Source organism: Variovorax sp. Sphag1AA (genome assembly GCF_014192575.1).
Classification (GTDB): domain Bacteria; phylum Pseudomonadota; class Gammaproteobacteria; order Burkholderiales; family Burkholderiaceae_C; genus Variovorax.
Genome location: NZ_JACHYC010000006.1, coordinates 250,960 through 267,961 on the forward strand (window position 1 = coordinate 250,960; position 17,002 = coordinate 267,961).

The window sequence follows — 17,002 nt, forward strand, 5'->3', positions numbered from 1 at the left end:
CTCGGGAGCAATGGCGAAGCCCGCCTTTTAGCGCATAGGGTGGCGGGTTGTCACCCGCACGCGCGGCGCCGATACGCACTAACATCCTTTTTCTCACCCCGCGGAGTACCTTTCAATGAACGCCCCCCTCCATCGCGAAATGCCGGCCGGCCTGCTTGACGCCGAGCGCGCGCTCTCCGATGTCTCGTCCAAGTGGGACAACGACATCGTCCGGCAACTCACCGACTACATCGCGATCCCGGCCAAGTCGCCAGGCTTTGACAAGGAATGGGCGCAGAACGGCTATCTCGAAACGGTGCTGCGCAATGCGGCAGCCTGGGTCGAGGCGCAGAAGGTCGAAGGGCTCAAGCTCGAGATCGTGCGTCTCGAAGGCCGCACGCCGGTGCTCTTCTTCGAGGTGCCGGCCACGGGCACGAGCATGAGCGAAACCGTGCTGATGTACGGCCATCTGGACAAGCAGCCCGAGTTCACCGGTTGGCGCAACGACCTGGGCCCGTGGACTCCGAAGTACGAAAACGGCCTCCTCTACGGCCGTGGCGGCGCGGATGACGGCTATGCGGTGTACGCGAGCGTTGCCGCGATCCAGGCGCTGAAGGCGCAAGGCGCGGCGCATCCGCGCATCGTCGGTCTGATCGAGACCTGCGAGGAATCCGGCTCTTACGACCTGCTGCCCTACGTGGATGCGCTGCGTCCGCGCCTGGGCGACGTATCGCTCGTCATCTGCCTCGATTCCGGTGCGGGCAACTACGACCAGCTCTGGCTCACCACTTCGCTGCGCGGCATGGCCAGCGGCACGTTGAAGGTCGAGATCCTCACGGAAGGCGTTCATTCGGGCGATGCCTCTGGCCTCGTGCCTTCGAGCTTCCGCATCATGCGGCAGGTGCTCGACCGCCTCGAGGACAGCAAGACCGGCCGTCTCCTGCCTCAAAGCTTCCATTGCGAAGTGCCTGCCGAAAGGCTCGCCCAGGCCAAGGCGACGGCCGGGATCCTCGGCGAAGAGGTCTACAAGCGCTTCCCGTGGGCGCACTATGACTGCGGTGGCGCGACGGCTTTCGCATTGCCGACCACGACCGATCCGGTCGAGGCGCTGCTCAACCGCACCTGGAAGCCTACGCTTTCCGTCACTGGCGCCGAAGGCTTCCCGGCGTTGAAGGATGCGGGCAACGTGCTGCGTCCGTACACCGCATTCAAGCTGTCGCTGCGCCTTCCGCCGCTGGTCGATGCGGGCCAGGCGGTGCAGCAACTCAAGACGCTGCTCGAAGACAACGCGCCCTATCAGGCCAGGGTCACTTTCGACGGCCATGGCGGCGCGACCGGATGGAATGCGCCTGAGACGGCACCGTGGTTCGAGCGTGCGCTCAATGCGGCATCGCGCGCGCATTTCGGTGCGGACTGCGGCTACATCGGCCAGGGCGGCACCATCCCGCTGATGAACATGCTGAGCGTCGGATTCCCGAAGGCGCAGATGATGGTCTGCGGCGTGCTGGGCCCGAAGAGCAACGCGCACGGACCGAATGAATTCCTGCACGTGCCCTACGCGAAGAAGCTGACGGCCGCCGTGGCGGAGGTCATCGCCGCCTTGCCGGTAGCTGCCGCCGCCGCTGTCGCTTGAGGTCGCTGCCCGCACCTCGAATGCTGCGCACGCCCGACGGCGAAACGCTGGCGGTGCGCGACTGGCCTGTGGAGTCTGGTGCTGCGCGGGCGGTGGTCGTCGTGGTCCACGGACTCGGCGAGCACGCGGGCCGCTATGCCCATGTCGCCGAGCGGCTCAGCGATTGGGGCTTCGAGGTTCGCGCCGTCGATCACTACGGACATGGCGAATCGAGCGGTGCACGCGGCGGATTGCCGACCGTGCATCGACTGCTCGACGATCTTGCGCTCGTCATCGACGACACACGGCAGGCGCACCCAGCGCTGCCATTGGTGTTGCTGGGGCACAGCCTCGGTGGGCTGGTGGCGGCAAGTTTCGTTGCGCGTGGCGTTCGCCCGATCGATGCGTTGGTGCTGTCGTCGCCTGCACTCGATCCCGGCCTGAGCGCGTTTCAGAAATTCCTCGTCGCCACGCTTTCACGCATCGCGCCGACGCTGCGGGTGGGCAATGGGCTCGATCTCCAATACCTGTCGCACGATCCCGCTGTCATGCAGGCCTACCGTGCGGATACCTTGTGCCATGACCGAATCGGCGCGCGGCTGGCGCGATTCCTTGCTGACGAAGGCGCCAACGTGCAGGCTGCTGCGGCCCGATGGGCTGTGCCCACCCTGTTGATCTACGCGGGCGCCGATCGGCTCGTGAGCCCGGCCGGCAGTCGTGCTTTCGCGCAGGCCGCGCCGCCATCGATGGTCAGTACGACCTGCTACACGGACCACTACCACGAGATCTTCAACGAGCGCGATGCCGAGCCCGTCTTCGAGCGGCTCCGGACCTGGCTCGATGAGCGCTTCGTCAAGCCCTAGGCGATTGCGGGCGCAATGCGCCGGCGCGCAAGCCAGAGCAAACTGAGGCCAGTCAGCGCCAACGGAACCAGCGATCCGAAGTTCAGCAGACGCCATCCCTGCGTTGTGACCAGAACGCCCGACGCGAAGGACGTGACCGCGAGCGTGGCGAACATGCAGAAATTGAGCGCGCCTTGTGCGCGGTCCTTCTCTTCGGCTGTGAAGGTGGTCAGGGACAACGTGGTGGCACCGGTGAAGAGGAAGTTCCATCCGAGGCCAAGCAGGAACAGCGCGATCACGAACTGCTGCAGGTCTACGCCGGACAGTGCCACTGCAACGCACGCCAGATTGAGCAGAAGCCCGGTGCCCATCACCGGCAGCACGCCGAGACGCCGAATCAAGTGGCCCGTGAAGAAGCCCGGCGCGAACATGCCGATCACGTGCCACTCGAGAACGAACGCGACGTCCTCGAACGGCAGGCTGCAGACTTGCATCGCGATCGGCGTGGCCGCCATCAGCAGGTTCATCACGCCGAAGCCCAGTGAGCCGGCAACCGCGGCCACGATGAATGCCGGCTGGCGCGCGATCTCCGCCAGTGAGCGTCCCCCTGCCGCTGCGCTCTTGGCCATCGGGGCGGGGAAGTCGATGAACTGCATCATCGCCATCGAAATCAGCGCGACGATGGCCAGCGCGATGTACGCGCCGGCAAAGGGCACTTCGAACCAGTTGCGCGTGACCGCCGCGAGATTCGGACCGGCGACGGCGCCGATCAGGCCGCCGGCCATCACCAGCGAGACCGCCTTCTCGCGCCAGTCGGGAGCGGCAAGTTCCGCCGCAGCAAAACGATAGAGGTTGGCGTTCGCGTTGTAGTAGCCGGCCACGACGGTCGCGAAGCAGAGGAGCCAGAACTCTTTCCACATTGCCGCCTGCGCGGACAGCAGGGCCGCAACCAGAGCCACCAACAGCCCGATCTGGAATGAGCGCCGGCGACCGAAGCGGCGCTGCGTCCGTGCCACGAGGCCCGTCGACAGCGCACCGCCCACCACATAGGCCATGACCGGAAGCGTCGCCATCCATCCGCGCGGCGCGAGCGAGAGCCCGACGAGGCCGTTGATCGCAATGAAGGCGACATTGTTCGTGAGGAACAGTCCTTGGCAGAAGGTCAGCAGCCAGAGATTGCGGTTCATGGAGTTGTTATGCAGTGGACTCACGAAAATGGCGCCTCGCGGCGCCATCAATGCTGGGGACAGACAAGCGGGCCGTGCGCCCGTCAGCCCTTTTGGAGAAGTCCGCTCAGCGAAGAGAGCAGGTCGTCATGGTTGCCGAGGCCTTCCGCCGGAACTTGTCCCTTGGGCGTGAGGTGGTCGATCAGCGTCGGCAGCAGCGTGGCGAGCAATGGCAGCAGGGTCGCGCTGTTCATGCCGAGTTTCTGTGCGATGCCCGAGACGACGTCGCTGCCGAGGACGTCGTGAAGTTGCCCGCCAGAGATCGGCGCGTTCTCGCCATGGCCGATCCACGAGCCGATGACATCGCCCATGCCTGCCTGCTCGAACTTCGACACGAGTCCGCCCAACCCGCCTTGGTCGCCGTTGTTGGCCAGCAGGCCGCCGAGTGCGCCCGCGATGTTGCCCAGATCACCGAGCCCGCCAGGGCCGCCGAGACTACCGATACCGCCTGCCTGTGGTTGCGGCTGTGCGCCGCCGAGCACTTGTCCGAGAACCGAATCGAGCAATCCCATGATGGGCTCCTGAGAGATGCAATAGAAGGAATGCGCCTTACTTGGAGCGCGGCGGGCGCTTCGGCAGCAGTGGTTCGCTGACACCCTGTACGCCGACCAGTCCGAGCACGGTCACCAAGGCATTCTGCGCGCCCTTCCACCCCTCTGTCACGTCGATCCATTCGGAGAGTGCGTGAAAGCCGCCGGTCTTGCCGCCGCTGCCGATGATGATCGCAGGGATGCCGAGCGACATCGGCACATTGGCGTCGGTGCTCGCGCCTGACAACAGCGTCTTGTGACCGAAGGCCGAATTGGCGCGCACGGCGGCTTCGACAATCACGGAGTCCGATCCGGTGCGACCACCGGGCCGATCGCCGATCAGCTTGGTGGTGGCGCTCAGGGTCGAGACGTTCCAGCGCTTGTTCTCCTCCGCCACCGCTTCGTCGATTGCGGCCAGGACCTTCTTCTCGGTATCGAGCAGCGCGGTCATGTCGTCAGACCGGATGTCCACCGCCATGCGCGCGTCCGGCGCGATCGTGTTGACCGAGGTGCCGCCGTTCACGAGGCCGACGGTGAACGTCGTCTTGGGAAAGCTCGGCGTCTTGATGTCGGCGATCTTCGCGATCGCGCGGCCCATGCCGTGGATCGCGCTGGGCACCTGACCGAAGGCCGCGTAGCTGTGGCCGCCCGGGCCCTTGAAGTTCACCTCGTAGCGGTGGCTGGCCGTGCCGAGCACCAGCACGTTGCCGTCAGGGGCTGGCTCGAGGCCAACCATCCCGTCGATGTCGAGGTGATCGCGGAAGATGGCTTTCATGCCGCGGAGGTTGCCGAGTTCTTCCTCGCCGACGTTGCCGACGAACACCAGATCGCCAACGGTCTGGATCTTGTTGTCGTTCAGCACCTTGAGCCATGACAGGAGCACCGAGAGCCCGCGCGTGTCGTCGGAGATCCCGGGTGCATAGAGCTTGCCGTCGCGCTCCTTCACTTTCACGTCGGTTCCGGCCGGGAAGACGGTGTCGAGATGCGCAGAGATCAGCAGCTTCGGGCCGTTGCCGGTGCCCTTGCGAATGCCGATCACGTTGCCTTCGGCGTCGATCTTCGCGTCACTCAGGCCGAAGGCCTTCAGGCGCGCAAGAAAGGCCTCGGCGCGCTTCTGTTCCTTGAAGGGCGGAGCCTCGATCTCGGTGAGCATCCTCAGGTCTTCGATCGAGCGTTCGTGGTCGGCCTTGACTGCTTCGAGGAGGTCCTTGATGGCTGGTGCAGCGAGGAGCTGCGTATAGGCCTGATCGACTGCGGGACGCACCTGCGAAGGCGTCGGAGCGACGGCGTTGCTCTGGGCCTGCGCACCTGCCGCGACGCAAAGCGCGGCGAGCATCACGGGGGCGAATCGAATGGAGGAAAGACGGAATGACATGAGATCGTGAGGAATCGGGGCGTTGCAGTCAGGACAGGAACGCGAGCGCGGCAAGCGCCGCGGTCTCGGCGCGCAGGACACGTGGTCCGAGCGACAGCGGCACGAAGCCGCGCGAAATCGCGTCCTTCTCTTCGGTGGGGCTGAGTCCGCCTTCCGGACCGCTCAGCACCCATGCATGGTGAAAGTCGTTCTGCGCGGCTTCACGCGCGGGCCGGGTTCCTTCCGCAAGGCTCAGGATGAATCGTGGCGAATCACCGGCTTGCGCAGGGAGCCAGTTCGCGAAGGTCTGGACGGGATGGATTTCCGGCACGCGATTGCGCCCGCATTGCTCGCATGCGGCGATGGCAATGGCTTCCCAGTGGGCGCGCTTCTTGTCGGCGCGCTCGCCGGAGAGCCGCAGCACCGCGTGTGCCGTTATCAAGGGCTGGATGCTGGCGACCCCGAGTTCGGTGGCCTTTTCGACCAGCCAGTCCATGCGCTCGTTGGCTGGCATGCCGACCGCGAGGTGCACCGGGCGTGCTGCTTCGCGTTCGATCGCGTTGCGTTCGCCCACGCGCACCTCGACGTCACTGCGGCCCATTCGTTCGACGGTTGCGGCGTATTCGCCGCCGGTGCCGTCGAACAGCGTCAACGCATCGCCGGGCTGCATCCGCAGCACCTGCACGTGGCGGGCAGCCCCGGGTGGCAGCGAGATTGAGCTGTTGGCGGTAAGCGCGACCGCGCAGTGAAAGCGTGCTGTCACATGCGTCCGTAGGCGAAGCCGGTGACCGGCTCCGTGCCTTCGATCTCGTCGATCACGCGCAACAGTGGCGTGAGTTCGCGATAGCGGCCCGCAGTGGCCCGGATGTAGTTGATGAAGCGCGGTGCATCGGCCAGGTACTTCGGCTTGCCGTCGCGCAGCGTGAGGCGCGCGAAGATGCCGGCGACCTTCAGGTGACGCTGCAGTCCCATCCATTCGACCGCGCGATAGAAGGCACCGAAGTCCTCGTCGACGGGCAGCCCGGCCTTGCGGGCCTTCTGCCAGTAACGCACGGTCATATCGATCACGAAATCTTCTTCCCAGGTCAGGAAGGCGTCGCGCATCAGGCTCGCGATGTCGTAGGTGATCGGGCCGTGAACCGCGTCCTGGAAGTCCAGCACGCCGAGGGGCGCGCCGTCGCACACCATCAGGTTGCGCGGCATGAAGTCGCGGTGCACATAGACGCACGGCGCCGCCAGGTTGCTTTCCACGATCAGGTTGAAAGTGCGGTAGAGGCGCTCCTTGACCTTGCCTTCGACCGCGATACCGCGGTGCTGACCGACGTACCACTGGGGAAACAACGAGAGCTCGCGCTCGAGCAACGCCCTGTCGTAGGGAGGGAGCTCATCGGGCTTCGAGGCGAGTTGCCAAAGGATCAGGCTGTCGATCGCCTGCTCGTAGAGCGGACGCGCTGCGTTGGGATCGGCAGGGTCGATCACGTCCAGCATGGTCTGGTAGCCCAGGTCGTCGAGCAGCAGGAAGCCGTTTTCCCGGTCCCATTCGAGGACTTGCGGCGCGGTGACGCCCGCGGCTGCCATCAGGCTCGCGACGTGGACGAACGGGGCACTGTTTTCCTGCGCTGGGGGCGCATCCATCACGATGCGCGTCAGGGTGTCGTCGCTTGTGCTGACGCGGAAATAGCGCCTGAAGCTGGCGTCGGCGGACGCAAGCCGGACCGTATCGGGAAGCAACCGATGTTGCGACGCGATGCGCTCGATCCAACGCTGAAAAGTCTGTGCGCGTGCCGCGTCCGTCCACACGGGGGATTGGGAAGTTGTCGCGGCGCCGCTGGCCGATGGCTGAGAGGCTGTCATGGATAATCAATTCTACAAATCCGCCTGGCGCGGAGCCTCTCAACCTGACGGCCCCCGGCGCCGCCTTCCCCTCCAGACGACATTTGTCCTTCCGTACCGATGCCTGACCTGAACCGAGCCGCTTGGCGCCGGTGCCGCCCGCCATTGCCGCTGGCCGTGCTGTCGCTTGCCCTGCTGCATGCGCATGGCGCGTGGGCGCAGGAGGCGGACCTGGATGCACCGCTGGTGCTCAAGCGCACGCCACAACTCATGGAAGTGATTCCGGAGAACCTGCGTGGACGGATGCCGAGCTTCGTCGACGGAGATCGAATCACGGGGCAGCCCGACCTCGGCACCATCGTCGAAGGCAATGCCATGCTGCGGCGCGGCGACACCCTGATCCGTGCCGACCGGCTCGAGTACTACCAGCCCGAGGATCGCGCCCGCGCGACCGGCAATGTGCATGTAAACCATGCCGGCAACATCTACGAAGGCCCCGAGCTCGAACTCAGGCTCGAGACCTTCGAGGGCTTCTTCAACCGGGTGCGCTACGAATTCCTCGCCAATGGCGGTCGTGGCGACGCGGAGCGAATCGACTTCATCGACAGCAATGTGTCGGTCGCGCGCAGGGCCACCTACACCACCTGCCGACCGGAAGACTATCCGGGATGGATGCCGGCCTGGCTGCTCAAGGCCCGCACCATCACTGCCGATACCGAGGAGAACGTGGGTGTCGCGACCAACGCGCAGATCACGTTCATGGGCATCAGCACGCCGCCCTTCCCGTCGCTGAGCTTTCCGCTGAGCAACGACCGCAAGACAGGCGTACTGCCACCGGTCATCGGTATCGACAGCGTGAACGGCGTCGAGCTCACGGTGCCGTACTACTGGAACATCGCACCCAACCGCGACGCTACGCTCTATCCAACGCTGATGAGCAAGCGAGGCATCAACCTCGGCACCGAGTTCCGCTACCTCGAGCCCACGTACAGCGGCGAGATCCGTGCCGACTACATGCCGGAAGACAAGTTGCGCGATCGCGACCGTTGGGGCATCTGGACGCATCACGAACAGCGGTTCGACGCCAAGTCGCTGGGACTCGACTCCCTCACCGGCTCGCTGAGCATCAACCGTGTGAGCGACGACGACTACTGGCGCGACTTCACGCGCACGCCGTCGCTGACGCAGCGGCTGCTGGCCAACGATGGCATCTTGCGTTGGAGCTCCGGGGACTGGAGCGGCATGGCCCGCGCGTTGAGCTACCAGACGCTGCAGTACGCGCCTTCGCCGATCCTGCCGCCGTACGACCGGCTGCCGCAGATCACCGCGGACTACAACAAGTTCGACTGGAACGGCTTCGACTTCTCGCTCAATACGGACTACTCGCGTTTCCGTGGTCCGAGCCCAGCCCTGCAACAGCAACTCAACGGTTTCGTGCAGCCGGACGGCGAGCGCGTGTTCGGGCTGGCGACGCTGAGCCGCCCCTTCCTGACCCCGGGCACCTTCGTCATCCCGAAGATGCTGCTGAACGCGACCGCCTACCAGTTCGATGCGCCCCTTCTCACCAACGGCGCGACGTCGGCCACTCGCGTGGTGCCGACCTTCAGCCTCGACAGCGGCATGATCTTCGAGCGAGACGCCAACTACTTCGGGCGTGCGTTCCGGCAGACGCTCGAGCCGCGCGCGTTCTACGTCTATACGCCTTACCGAAATCAGAACGACCTGCCGAACTACGATTCCGCGGCCAACGACTTCAGCTTCGCGACGGTCTATACCGAAAACGCCTTTTCTGGCAACGACCGGATCTCCGACAGCAACCTGCTCACCCTCGGGGTCACGTCGCGCCTCATCGATCCCGACACCGGCGCCGAGGCGGCGCGCTTTGGCGTCGCGCAGCGCCTGCGCTTCGCCGACCAGTTGGTCACATTGCCGGGCGGGCAGCCGGTTACTGATCGTTTCAGCGACATCCTGCTTGGCGCGCAGATCAACTGGACGCCGAAGTGGAGCGTGGACGGCACGGTCCAGTACAACCCCGACGAGCACAATTCCACCCGCACCGCGATCAGTGCCCGCTACAGCCCCGGCCCGTACCGCACCATCAGTGCCGCCTACCGTTACCAGGCCGACACCACGACGACCTCCAACGATGGCAGCAAGTCGATCGACATCGGATGGCAATGGCCGATCAACGATCTTTGGGGCGACTACGGCAAGGACCTGGGTCCCGGGCGGGGTCAAGGGGGCGGGCGCTGGTACGCTGTAGGCCGTCTGAATTACAGTCTGCAGGACAGCAAGCTGACGGACGGCGTGCTCGGCTTCGAATACGACGGTTGCTGCTGGATTGGTCGCGTGGTGGTGGAACGGATCACTACCGGGCAGGTCACAGCCAGCACCCGGATCATGTTTCAGCTCGAACTCGTTGGCTTCGCAAGCGTGGGATCGAGCCCGGCGCGCACTTTGACGCAGAACATCCAACGCTACACCCCGCTGCGCCAACCGGGACTTGCGCCGAGCCGGTACAGCAATTACGACTGAGATAGACAGAGCTTCGCCATGAAACACATTCGCTCCATCCTTACGCTGGCTTGTCTTGCGACACTGGCGGCCTCCGCGAGCGCGCAGGGCCTCGGCATCACCGACATCATGCGTGCCGGTCCACGCATCGTGCCGCCGGCGCCGCCAGTGGGCGCACCGGCGCCGAATGTGCAGCGGTCGGCCGAATACATCGTGGCGCTTGTCAATTCCGAACCGGTCACCAACACCGAGGTCCAGCTTCGGGTGGCGCGTGTGCTGCGCGAGAACCCTGAAGCCCAGCGGATGCCGCGGTCGGATCTCACCCGCGTCGTGCTCGAGCGGATGATCAACGAGCGAGCGATGCTCCAACTGGCCAAGGAATCCGGTATCAAGATCGACGAGCTGGCGGTCGACCAGGCCGAACAGACCGTGGCCCGGCAGAACCAGATCCCCTTGACCGAATTGCGTCGCCGCGTCGCCGCCGAAGGCCTTTCGCAGGAGCAGTTCCGACGCGAGCTGCGCGATCAGTTGACGCTCACGCGCCTGCGCAATGCCGAAGTCGAATCCAAGGTCAAGATCAGCGACGTCGAGGTCGACCAGTTCATTCGCGATCAGCGTGCCGGTGGAAATGCATCGGTCGCTCCGAACATCAATCTCGCGCAGTTGCTCGTGATCGTCCCCGAGAACGCGAGCGACGCAGATGTGGCGAAGCTGCAGCAGCGCGCACAGGCGCTTGCCCAGCGTGCCCGTACCGGCGAAGACTTCGGCAAGCTTGTCCAGGAAAACTCGGACGCACCGGACCGTGCCACCGGTGGCGTAATGGGTATGCGCGGCGCCGATCGCTACCCCACCCTTTTCGTCGAGTCGACGCAATCGACGCCGGTGGGCGGGATCGTCGGTCCGGTCCGCTCGGATGCAGGTTTCCACGTGTTGAAGGTGCTGGCGAAGTCGCAGCCGGGTGTCGGCGATGCGGTCGTCACGCAGACGCAGGTTCGCCACATTCTTCTGCGCAACGATCCCAAGCGGACTACGGCCCAATCGGTGGCGCAACTGAACGATTTCAAGGATCGCATCCAGCGCGGCACTGCCGACTTCGCAAGCCTTGCGCGCGACAACTCGGAAGATGGCAGCGCCAAGAGTGGCGGCGACCTGGGGTGGTCGCGTCCCGGCCAATTCGTGCCTGAGTTCGAGGAGGCCATGAACCGCCTCAGTCCTGGCCAGATCAGCGACCCTGTGGTGTCGCGGTTCGGGGTCCACCTGATCCAGGTGACCGACCGGCGTGAGACCAAGCTCACGCAGGTCGAGCAACGCGAGGCGGCCCGTGCGGTGCTGCGCGAGAGGAAGATCGAGCAGAACACCGATACCTGGGCCCAGGAAGTTCGCGCGCGCGCCTACGTGGAATATCGCGAACCACCGCAATCCTGACGGTGAAGCAACATATTCCTCGCAAACGGTTCGGCCAGCACTTCCTGGCCGACGTTGCAATCATCGACGCTATCGTGCGTGAGATTGCGCCGAAGCCAGGGGATCCGATGGTCGAGATCGGCCCCGGTCTCGCGGCATTGACGCAACCGCTTGTGGAGCGCCTGGGCCGACTGACGGTGATCGAGCTCGACCGGGACCTGGCCGAGCGGCTGCGCAGCCATGGTCAGCTCGACGTCGTGGAATCCGATGTACTGAAGGTCGATTTCGCTGCGCTCGCAGCCCGGCTCGCGGCTCCTCCAGACAAGCGGCTTCGCGTTGTCGGCAACCTGCCGTACAACATTTCGACGCCCATCCTCTTCCACCTGCTCGGCTTTGCGGATCTCGTCGCCGATCAGCATTTCATGCTGCAAAAGGAAGTGATCGACCGCATGGTGGCGCAGCCTGCGACGTCCGACTATGGCCGCCTGAGCGTCATGCTGCAGTGGCGCTATGAGATGGAGGACGTCCTGTTCGTGCCGCCCGAGAGTTTCGATCCTCCTCCGCGCGTCGACAGCGCTGTGGTCCGGATGGTACCGTTCGCGGATCCGCCCGAGGTTGATGCGGAGCTGCTTGGCGAAGTCGTGCAGGTTGCCTTCAGCCAGCGTCGTAAGCTCTTGCGACACAGCCTTGGCAAGTGGCTCGAGCAGAAGAATTTCGGGGGCACCTTCGACACCCAACGGCGTGCGGAGGAAGTGCCGGTGACTGAATACGTTGCGTTGGTCCAGCAGCTCGCCAAATAAAAAAGCCCGTCATTGACGGGCTTTCCTTTATCGGCGCGAGTGACGGTCAGGCTGCTGCGAGCCAGTAACCTGCGTTGAAGGGGCTGCTCATGCGCAGCGCCAACGGCGACACATCGACCAGTTTGTCCGTCGGCATCTTTTCTGCCGCTGGATCAGCCTCTTGAGCCTCGACCTCGGCACCTGCAGCGCCGTTTTGAGCCTCGTTCGCCCGTTCTGCTTGGCTGGCTTGTGCAGAACGGGCTACAGAAAAGAATAGAAGCACCGGAAGGGTATTTTCCGATCTCCCCAGTAGTCCGCTGCGTCGCGGAAGATGTCCAGAAGCTGCTCGCGCGCTTCCTTGTCGAACTTGCCGTTGGCCGGAATCTGTTCGAGGACGATGACGAAGCCCGGCTGCGGACCCGACTTGTGGAGCGGGTCGGTCATGCAGTCATAGAGCGCATCGAAATTCTTCCCGAAGTGCTGCGGGAACGTGAATTGCTGCGCGATCAGATCCAGCACGTCCTGCTTGGTCTGTGCGTTGCCGAGGTTGGCATACAGAAAGTGCTGACCGGCCGCATGTGCCGCCTCCTGCAGGTCGCTCACGCGAAACGCGCGAATGGACTGCACGATGTTGGGTCGCACGCCACGAAGGGATTGGGTCATCTCCGCTGGTCTTTCCATGGTTGTCGTCATCATCTCTCAGGACGCTGTTTCTGCGCCTCTCCAAATTCATTCATCGCTCAGGGAACGATCCGCCTGAAGCTCGCGTAGTGATCTGCCGTGTACCAGCAAGCCGATGGCGCCATGCGCTCGCCTCCACAGACGATTCGCTTCGCACCACGATCACGCGAGCCGGGCGTTTCGACCGTGTACTCTCGGTAGTGGCCCCGGCGTTCCTGGGGCAGGAGGCGTTCGCGATTGCCGAACACCACGCCGTCCTTTTCATACCGGAAAGGACCACCCTTGAAGATGGCCTCATAGGTACGCTGGCCTTGCACCGGCAATTCGGCCAGTGCGATCGTTTCCTGTGCCGGTTGGCCGGTACGGGTGCCGAACCATTCGCGGGCCTGAACGCCATTCGAGAGAGCCACCAGCAGCAAGCTAGTGAGCGCAAACTTTGACGCAGGGGACGAAATCGAGGCGAAAACCGCCATGGAGCACCAGAAAGAAGAGCAAGGGCCGAATCGGGGCCAACCCATTGGGGTTAACCCTCAAATTCAAGCCCGTAAGTGTGCACCAGAGGCGCGCAAATAGCAAGCACCTGCTCAATATTTGAGCAGGTGCTTGGGATTGCCTCGCTGTTTGAAGTTAGCGGTTGCTAGCGGTTGGATTGCTTATCTCTCGGCGTTTGCGTCGGCCACCGTCAGTGCGGTCATGTTGACGATGCGCCGGACCGTCGCGCTGGGCGTGAGGATATGCACAGGCTTGGCCGCGCCGAGCAGAACCGGGCCGATTGCGATGTTTCCGCCCGCCGCCGTCTTGAGCAGGTTGTACGCGATATTGGCCGAATCGATGTTCGGGAACACAAGCAGATTGGCATCGCCGGCCAGCGCGCTGTGCGGCATCACCGATGCGCGCTGCTTGCCGTCCAAAGCGACGTCGCCGTGCATTTCGCCATCGACTTCGAGCCACGGTGCCTGGGTGCGCAGCAGGTCGAGCGTCTGGCGCATCTTGATGGCGCTTGGCATGTTGCTGCTGCCGAAGTTCGAATGCGACAGCAGCGCCGCCTTCGGCTTGATGCCGAAGCGCATCATCTCTTCCGCGGCCATCGTCGTGATCTCTGCGAGTTCTTCCGGCGACGGGTCGTAGTTGACGTGCGTGTCGACCAGGAACACCTGCCGATTCGGCAGCAGAAGTCCGTTCATGCACGCGTAGATCGGCACGTTCTGCTGCGTACTGGCGCAACCGCCCGGCCGCTTGCCGATGACCTGGTCGATGTAATGCAGGTGAATCGCGGTCGTGCCCCAGGTGCCGCAGATCATCCCGTCCACGTCACCCTTGTGGAGCAGCATCGAGCCGATGAGCGTCAGGCGCCGGCGCATTTCGATCTTCGCAGTCTGCACCGTCGTGCCCTTGCGTTCGGTCATCCGGTGATAGGTCTGCCAGAAATCGCGGTAGCGCTGGTCCTGCTCGACGTTGACGATGTCGTAGTGCACGTCCTGCTTCAGACGCAGGCCGAATTTCTCGATGCGCTGCGCGATGATGGCCGGCCGGCCGATCAGCGTGGGCCGCGCAATGCCTTCGTCGACCACGATCTGAGCTGCGCGGAGCACGCGTTCCTCTTCACCCTCACAGAACGCGACCCGCTTCTTCGGTGCGCGCTTGGCGGCATCGAAGATGGGCTTCATCGTGGTGCCGGAGGTGTAGACGAAGGTCTGGAGCTTGTCGCGATAGGCGTCCAGATCGGCGATCGGCCGCAGCGCCACGCCGCTCTCGGCGGCCGCCTTGGCGACTGCCGGAGCGATCTTCATCATGAGCCGCGGGTCGAACGGCTTCGGGATCAAGTACTCGGGCCCGAAGCTGAGCTTTTCGCCGGCATAGGCGGCGGCGACGCGCTCGCTCTGCTCGGCTTGCGCGAGTTCGGCGATCGCATGCACTGCCGCGACTTCCATCTCATCGGTGATGGTGGTCGCCCCGCAGTCCAGTGCGCCGCGGAAGATGTACGGGAAACACAGGACGTTGTTGACCTGGTTCGGGTAGTCGGTGCGGCCGGTTGCCATGACCACATCGTTGCGCACCGCGTGTGCGTCTTCGGGCGTGATCTCGGGGTTCGGGTTGGCCAGCGCGAAGATCACCGGCTTCGCCGCCATCTTCGCGACCATGGCCGGCTTGAGCACGCCGCCCGCCGACAGGCCCAGGAACACATCCGCGCCTTCGATCACCTCGGACAAGGTGCGCGCGTCGGTCTTTTGCATGTACTGACGCTTGTCGTCGTCCATCAGCTCCGTTCGGCCTTCATAGACCACGCCGGCGAGGTCGGTCACATAGACGTTCTCACGCTTGAGGCCCACCTTGAGCAGCAGGTTCAGGCAGGCCAGCGCCGCGGCGCCCGCACCGGAAGTCACGAGCTTGACCTGCGTGATGTCCTTGCCGACGACCTTGAGGCCGTTGAGCATCGCGGCCGCCACGGTGATCGCGGTGCCGTGCTGGTCGTCGTGGAAGACCGGGATCTTCATGCGCTTGCGCAGTTCGCGCTCGACATAGAAGCAGTCCGGGGCCTTGATGTCTTCGAGGTTGATCGCGCCGAAGGTGGGCTCCAGCGCGGCGATGACTTCGACCAGCTTCGCCGGGTCCTTCTCGTCGATCTCGATGTCGAACACGTCGACGCCGGCGAATTTCTTGAAGAGAACGCCCTTGCCTTCCATCACCGGCTTGGAAGCCAGCGGGCCGATGTCGCCGAGGCCCAGCACCGCGGTGCCGTTGGAGATGACCGCCACGAGGTTGCCGCGTGCGGTGTACTTGAAGGCGTTGACCGGGTCCTTGACGATCTCCTCGCAGGGCGCCGCCACGCCGGGCGAATAGGCCAGCGCGAGGTCGCGCTGGTTGATCATCTGCTTGGTCGCGGCGATAGAGATCTTTCCCGGGACCGGATGCTCGTGATACTCGAGGGCGGCGCGACGCAGCTCGGCACGTTTGTCCTCGGGCGAAGGAATCGATGAAGTCGGATCGGACATTGGGCCGTGCCTCCTGTGACGCTTCTTGAAAGGGCGCCGATTGTAGACCTCGCCTCCTTTCGCCTATGAAACGTGGGCTTCGCGGCGGAGCCAGTCAAATGCACGGCAGCAAGGGTTTCGCCGTGTGGCAATATCACCGGCCAAGTACTTGCAGGAGCACCTCCATGGCGCTGATGGATTTCATCAAGAAGCAGTTCATCGACATCATCCAGTGGACCGAGACCGGCGACGGCACACTGGCATGGCGCTTCCCGATGGCGGACATGGAGATCCAGAACGGCGCGTCGCTCACGGTGCGCGAATCGCAGATGGCGGTGTTCGTGAACGAGGGGCAGGTCGCCGACGTCTTCGGCCCCGGCATCTACAAGCTCACCACCCAGACGCTGCCGGTCCTCACCTACCTCAAGAACTGGGACAAGCTCTTCGAGTCGCCCTTCAAGAGCGACGTCTATTTCTTCAGCACACGGCAGCAGGTCGACCAGAAGTGGGGCACGCCCCAGCCGATCACGGTGCGCGACAAGGACTTCGGCGCGGTGCGTGTGCGCGCCTTCGGCAACTACAGTTTCCGGATCGGCGATCCGAAGCTGTTCCACACCGAGATATCGGGCACGCGTGACGTGTACTCGGTGACCGACCTCGACGGCCAGCTTCGCGGGCTCGTGCTGCAGAACATCAGCAATTCGATCGCGTCGAGCGGCGTGCCTTTCCTCGACCTTGCCGCAAACCAGATCGAGTTCGCTCAGGCGCTTGCCGCGCAACTCGTGCCCGAGTTCGCGAAGATCGGGATCAAGCTCGAGAACATCACTGTCCAGAACGTCTCGCTGCCCGAGGAGCTGCAGAAGGTCCTCGACCAGAAGATCGGCATGGGCATGGTCGGCAACGACATGGGCAAGTTCATGCAGTACCAGACCGCGCAGGCGATCCCGAAGATCGCCGAAGGCGCCGGTGGCGGCAGCGGCATCGCTGGCGATGCCATGGGCCTGGGTGCGGGTGTTGCGCTCGGGCAGGTGCTCGCGCAGAACCTTGCGCAGGGGCTCAACCCGAACAACGCTGCGGCAGCTACGCCCACCCAGCAGCCTGTGGTCGCAGTGGTCAATCCAGCCGATGTGATGACGACGCTGGAGAAGCTTGCCGAGCTCAAGACCAAGGGCATCCTCACGCAGGAAGAATTCGACGCCAAGAAGGCGGAGCTCCTCAAGAAGCTCGTGTGACGCCCGCAGCTTTCGCGGGACAACCAGGCAACCCATCCGCAGGT

14 protein-coding genes are annotated in these 17,002 nt (G+C 64.2%); 6 read left to right on the top strand and 8 right to left on the bottom strand.

All coding sequences use genetic code 11. The features are described from left to right. The first annotated feature begins 115 nt into the window (after positions 1-115). On the top strand, positions 116-1,612 hold the full coding sequence (locus FHW64_RS24025) for a M20 family metallopeptidase (RefSeq protein WP_184530740.1): 1,497 nt from the start codon (positions 116-118) through the stop codon (positions 1,610-1,612). Between the two features lie 20 nt (positions 1,613-1,632). Beyond that, positions 1,633-2,454, top strand: a complete 822-nt coding sequence (locus tag FHW64_RS24030) for an alpha/beta hydrolase (protein ID WP_184530741.1) — start codon at positions 1,633-1,635, stop codon at positions 2,452-2,454. Here the strand turns inward: FHW64_RS24030 and FHW64_RS24035 are convergent. From FHW64_RS24035 to FHW64_RS24055, 5 genes are all read right to left on the bottom strand, one after another. After that, entirely contained in the window at positions 2,451-3,620 is a 1,170-nt protein-coding gene (locus FHW64_RS24035; protein WP_184530742.1) for an MFS transporter, read from the bottom strand. The genes FHW64_RS24030 and FHW64_RS24035 overlap by 4 nt on opposite strands. An 83-nt stretch (positions 3,621-3,703) precedes the next feature. After that, positions 3,704-4,171: a YidB family protein gene (locus FHW64_RS24040; RefSeq protein ID WP_184530743.1), complete on the bottom strand. Its 468-nt coding sequence runs from the start codon at positions 4,169-4,171 to the stop codon at positions 3,704-3,706. Between the two features lie 37 nt (positions 4,172-4,208). Beyond that, entirely contained in the window at positions 4,209-5,564 is a 1,356-nt protein-coding gene (locus tag FHW64_RS24045) for a M20/M25/M40 family metallo-hydrolase (RefSeq protein WP_184530744.1), read from the bottom strand. A 28-nt stretch (positions 5,565-5,592) separates the two neighbouring features. Beyond that, positions 5,593-6,306 carry a 16S rRNA (uracil(1498)-N(3))-methyltransferase gene (locus FHW64_RS24050; protein ID WP_184530745.1) on the bottom strand — a complete coding sequence of 238 codons (714 nt, stop codon included), beginning with the start codon at positions 6,304-6,306 and terminating at the stop codon, positions 5,593-5,595. After that, positions 6,303-7,397: an aminoglycoside phosphotransferase family protein gene (locus FHW64_RS24055; protein WP_184530746.1), complete on the bottom strand. Its 1,095-nt coding sequence runs from the start codon at positions 7,395-7,397 to the stop codon at positions 6,303-6,305. The genes FHW64_RS24050 and FHW64_RS24055 overlap by 4 nt, the downstream gene beginning before the upstream one ends. A gap of 99 nt (positions 7,398-7,496) precedes the next feature. Between FHW64_RS24055 and FHW64_RS24060 the strand changes: the two genes are divergently transcribed. The 3 genes from FHW64_RS24060 to rsmA are packed head-to-tail and all read left to right on the top strand — an operon-like array spanning position 7,497 to position 12,094. Continuing rightward, a complete protein-coding gene (locus FHW64_RS24060) occupies positions 7,497-9,911 on the top strand; it encodes an LPS-assembly protein LptD (RefSeq protein WP_184530747.1) in 2,415 nt (804 codons plus the stop codon). Between the two features lie 18 nt (positions 9,912-9,929). After that, positions 9,930-11,315: a peptidylprolyl isomerase gene (locus FHW64_RS24065; RefSeq protein ID WP_184530748.1), complete on the top strand. Its 1,386-nt coding sequence runs from the start codon at positions 9,930-9,932 to the stop codon at positions 11,313-11,315. Between the two features lie 2 nt (positions 11,316-11,317). After that, positions 11,318-12,094 carry a 16S rRNA (adenine(1518)-N(6)/adenine(1519)-N(6))-dimethyltransferase RsmA gene (rsmA, locus tag FHW64_RS24070; protein WP_184530749.1) on the top strand — a complete coding sequence of 259 codons (777 nt, stop codon included), beginning with the start codon at positions 11,318-11,320 and terminating at the stop codon, positions 12,092-12,094. A 240-nt stretch (positions 12,095-12,334) separates the two neighbouring features. On the opposite strand, the gene FHW64_RS24075 is transcribed toward rsmA, so the two are convergent. From FHW64_RS24075 to FHW64_RS24085, 3 genes are all read right to left on the bottom strand, one after another. Beyond that, positions 12,335-12,736 carry a barstar family protein gene (locus FHW64_RS24075; protein ID WP_260306309.1) on the bottom strand — a complete coding sequence of 134 codons (402 nt, stop codon included), beginning with the start codon at positions 12,734-12,736 and terminating at the stop codon, positions 12,335-12,337. Positions 12,737-12,813: 77 nt separating this feature from the next. Continuing rightward, positions 12,814-13,227 (bottom strand): ribonuclease domain-containing protein, encoded by a 414-nt coding sequence (locus FHW64_RS24080; RefSeq protein ID WP_184530750.1) that lies wholly within the window; start codon positions 13,225-13,227, stop codon positions 12,814-12,816. A 180-nt stretch (positions 13,228-13,407) separates the two neighbouring features. Beyond that, positions 13,408-15,747, bottom strand: a complete 2,340-nt coding sequence (locus FHW64_RS24085) for an NADP-dependent malic enzyme (RefSeq protein ID WP_184530751.1) — start codon at positions 15,745-15,747, stop codon at positions 13,408-13,410. Between the two features lie 164 nt (positions 15,748-15,911). Here FHW64_RS24085 and FHW64_RS24090 point away from each other — a divergent pair, with 164 nt between their 5' ends. Next, positions 15,912-16,958, top strand: a complete 1,047-nt coding sequence (locus tag FHW64_RS24090; RefSeq protein WP_184530752.1) for an SPFH domain-containing protein — start codon at positions 15,912-15,914, stop codon at positions 16,956-16,958. Positions 16,959-17,002 lie beyond the last annotated feature (44 nt).

Bases quoted from the DNA above. Each gene is read 5' to 3' on its own strand.
- FHW64_RS24035 (WP_184530742.1), bottom strand. From the start codon at position 3,620: ATGAACCGCAATCTCTGGCTGCTGACCTTCTGCCAAGGACTGTTCCTC.
- FHW64_RS24080 (WP_184530750.1), bottom strand. From the start codon at position 13,227: ATGGCGGTTTTCGCCTCGATTTCGTCCCCTGCGTCAAAGTTTGCGCTC.
- FHW64_RS24075 (WP_260306309.1), bottom strand. From the start codon at position 12,736: ATGACCCAATCCCTTCGTGGCGTGCGACCCAACATCGTGCAGTCCATT.
- FHW64_RS24055 (WP_184530746.1), bottom strand. From the start codon at position 7,397: ATGACAGCCTCTCAGCCATCGGCCAGCGGCGCCGCGACAACTTCCCAA.
- FHW64_RS24030 (WP_184530741.1), top strand. From the start codon at position 1,633: ATGCTGCGCACGCCCGACGGCGAAACGCTGGCGGTGCGCGACTGGCCT.
- FHW64_RS24025 (WP_184530740.1), top strand. From the start codon at position 116: ATGAACGCCCCCCTCCATCGCGAAATGCCGGCCGGCCTGCTTGACGCC.
- FHW64_RS24085 (WP_184530751.1), bottom strand. From the start codon at position 15,747: ATGTCCGATCCGACTTCATCGATTCCTTCGCCCGAGGACAAACGTGCC.
- FHW64_RS24090 (WP_184530752.1), top strand. From the start codon at position 15,912: ATGGCGCTGATGGATTTCATCAAGAAGCAGTTCATCGACATCATCCAG.
- FHW64_RS24065 (WP_184530748.1), top strand. From the start codon at position 9,930: ATGAAACACATTCGCTCCATCCTTACGCTGGCTTGTCTTGCGACACTG.
- FHW64_RS24045 (WP_184530744.1), bottom strand. From the start codon at position 5,564: ATGTCATTCCGTCTTTCCTCCATTCGATTCGCCCCCGTGATGCTCGCC.
- FHW64_RS24060 (WP_184530747.1), top strand. From the start codon at position 7,497: ATGCCTGACCTGAACCGAGCCGCTTGGCGCCGGTGCCGCCCGCCATTG.
- FHW64_RS24040 (WP_184530743.1), bottom strand. From the start codon at position 4,171: ATGGGATTGCTCGATTCGGTTCTCGGACAAGTGCTCGGCGGCGCACAG.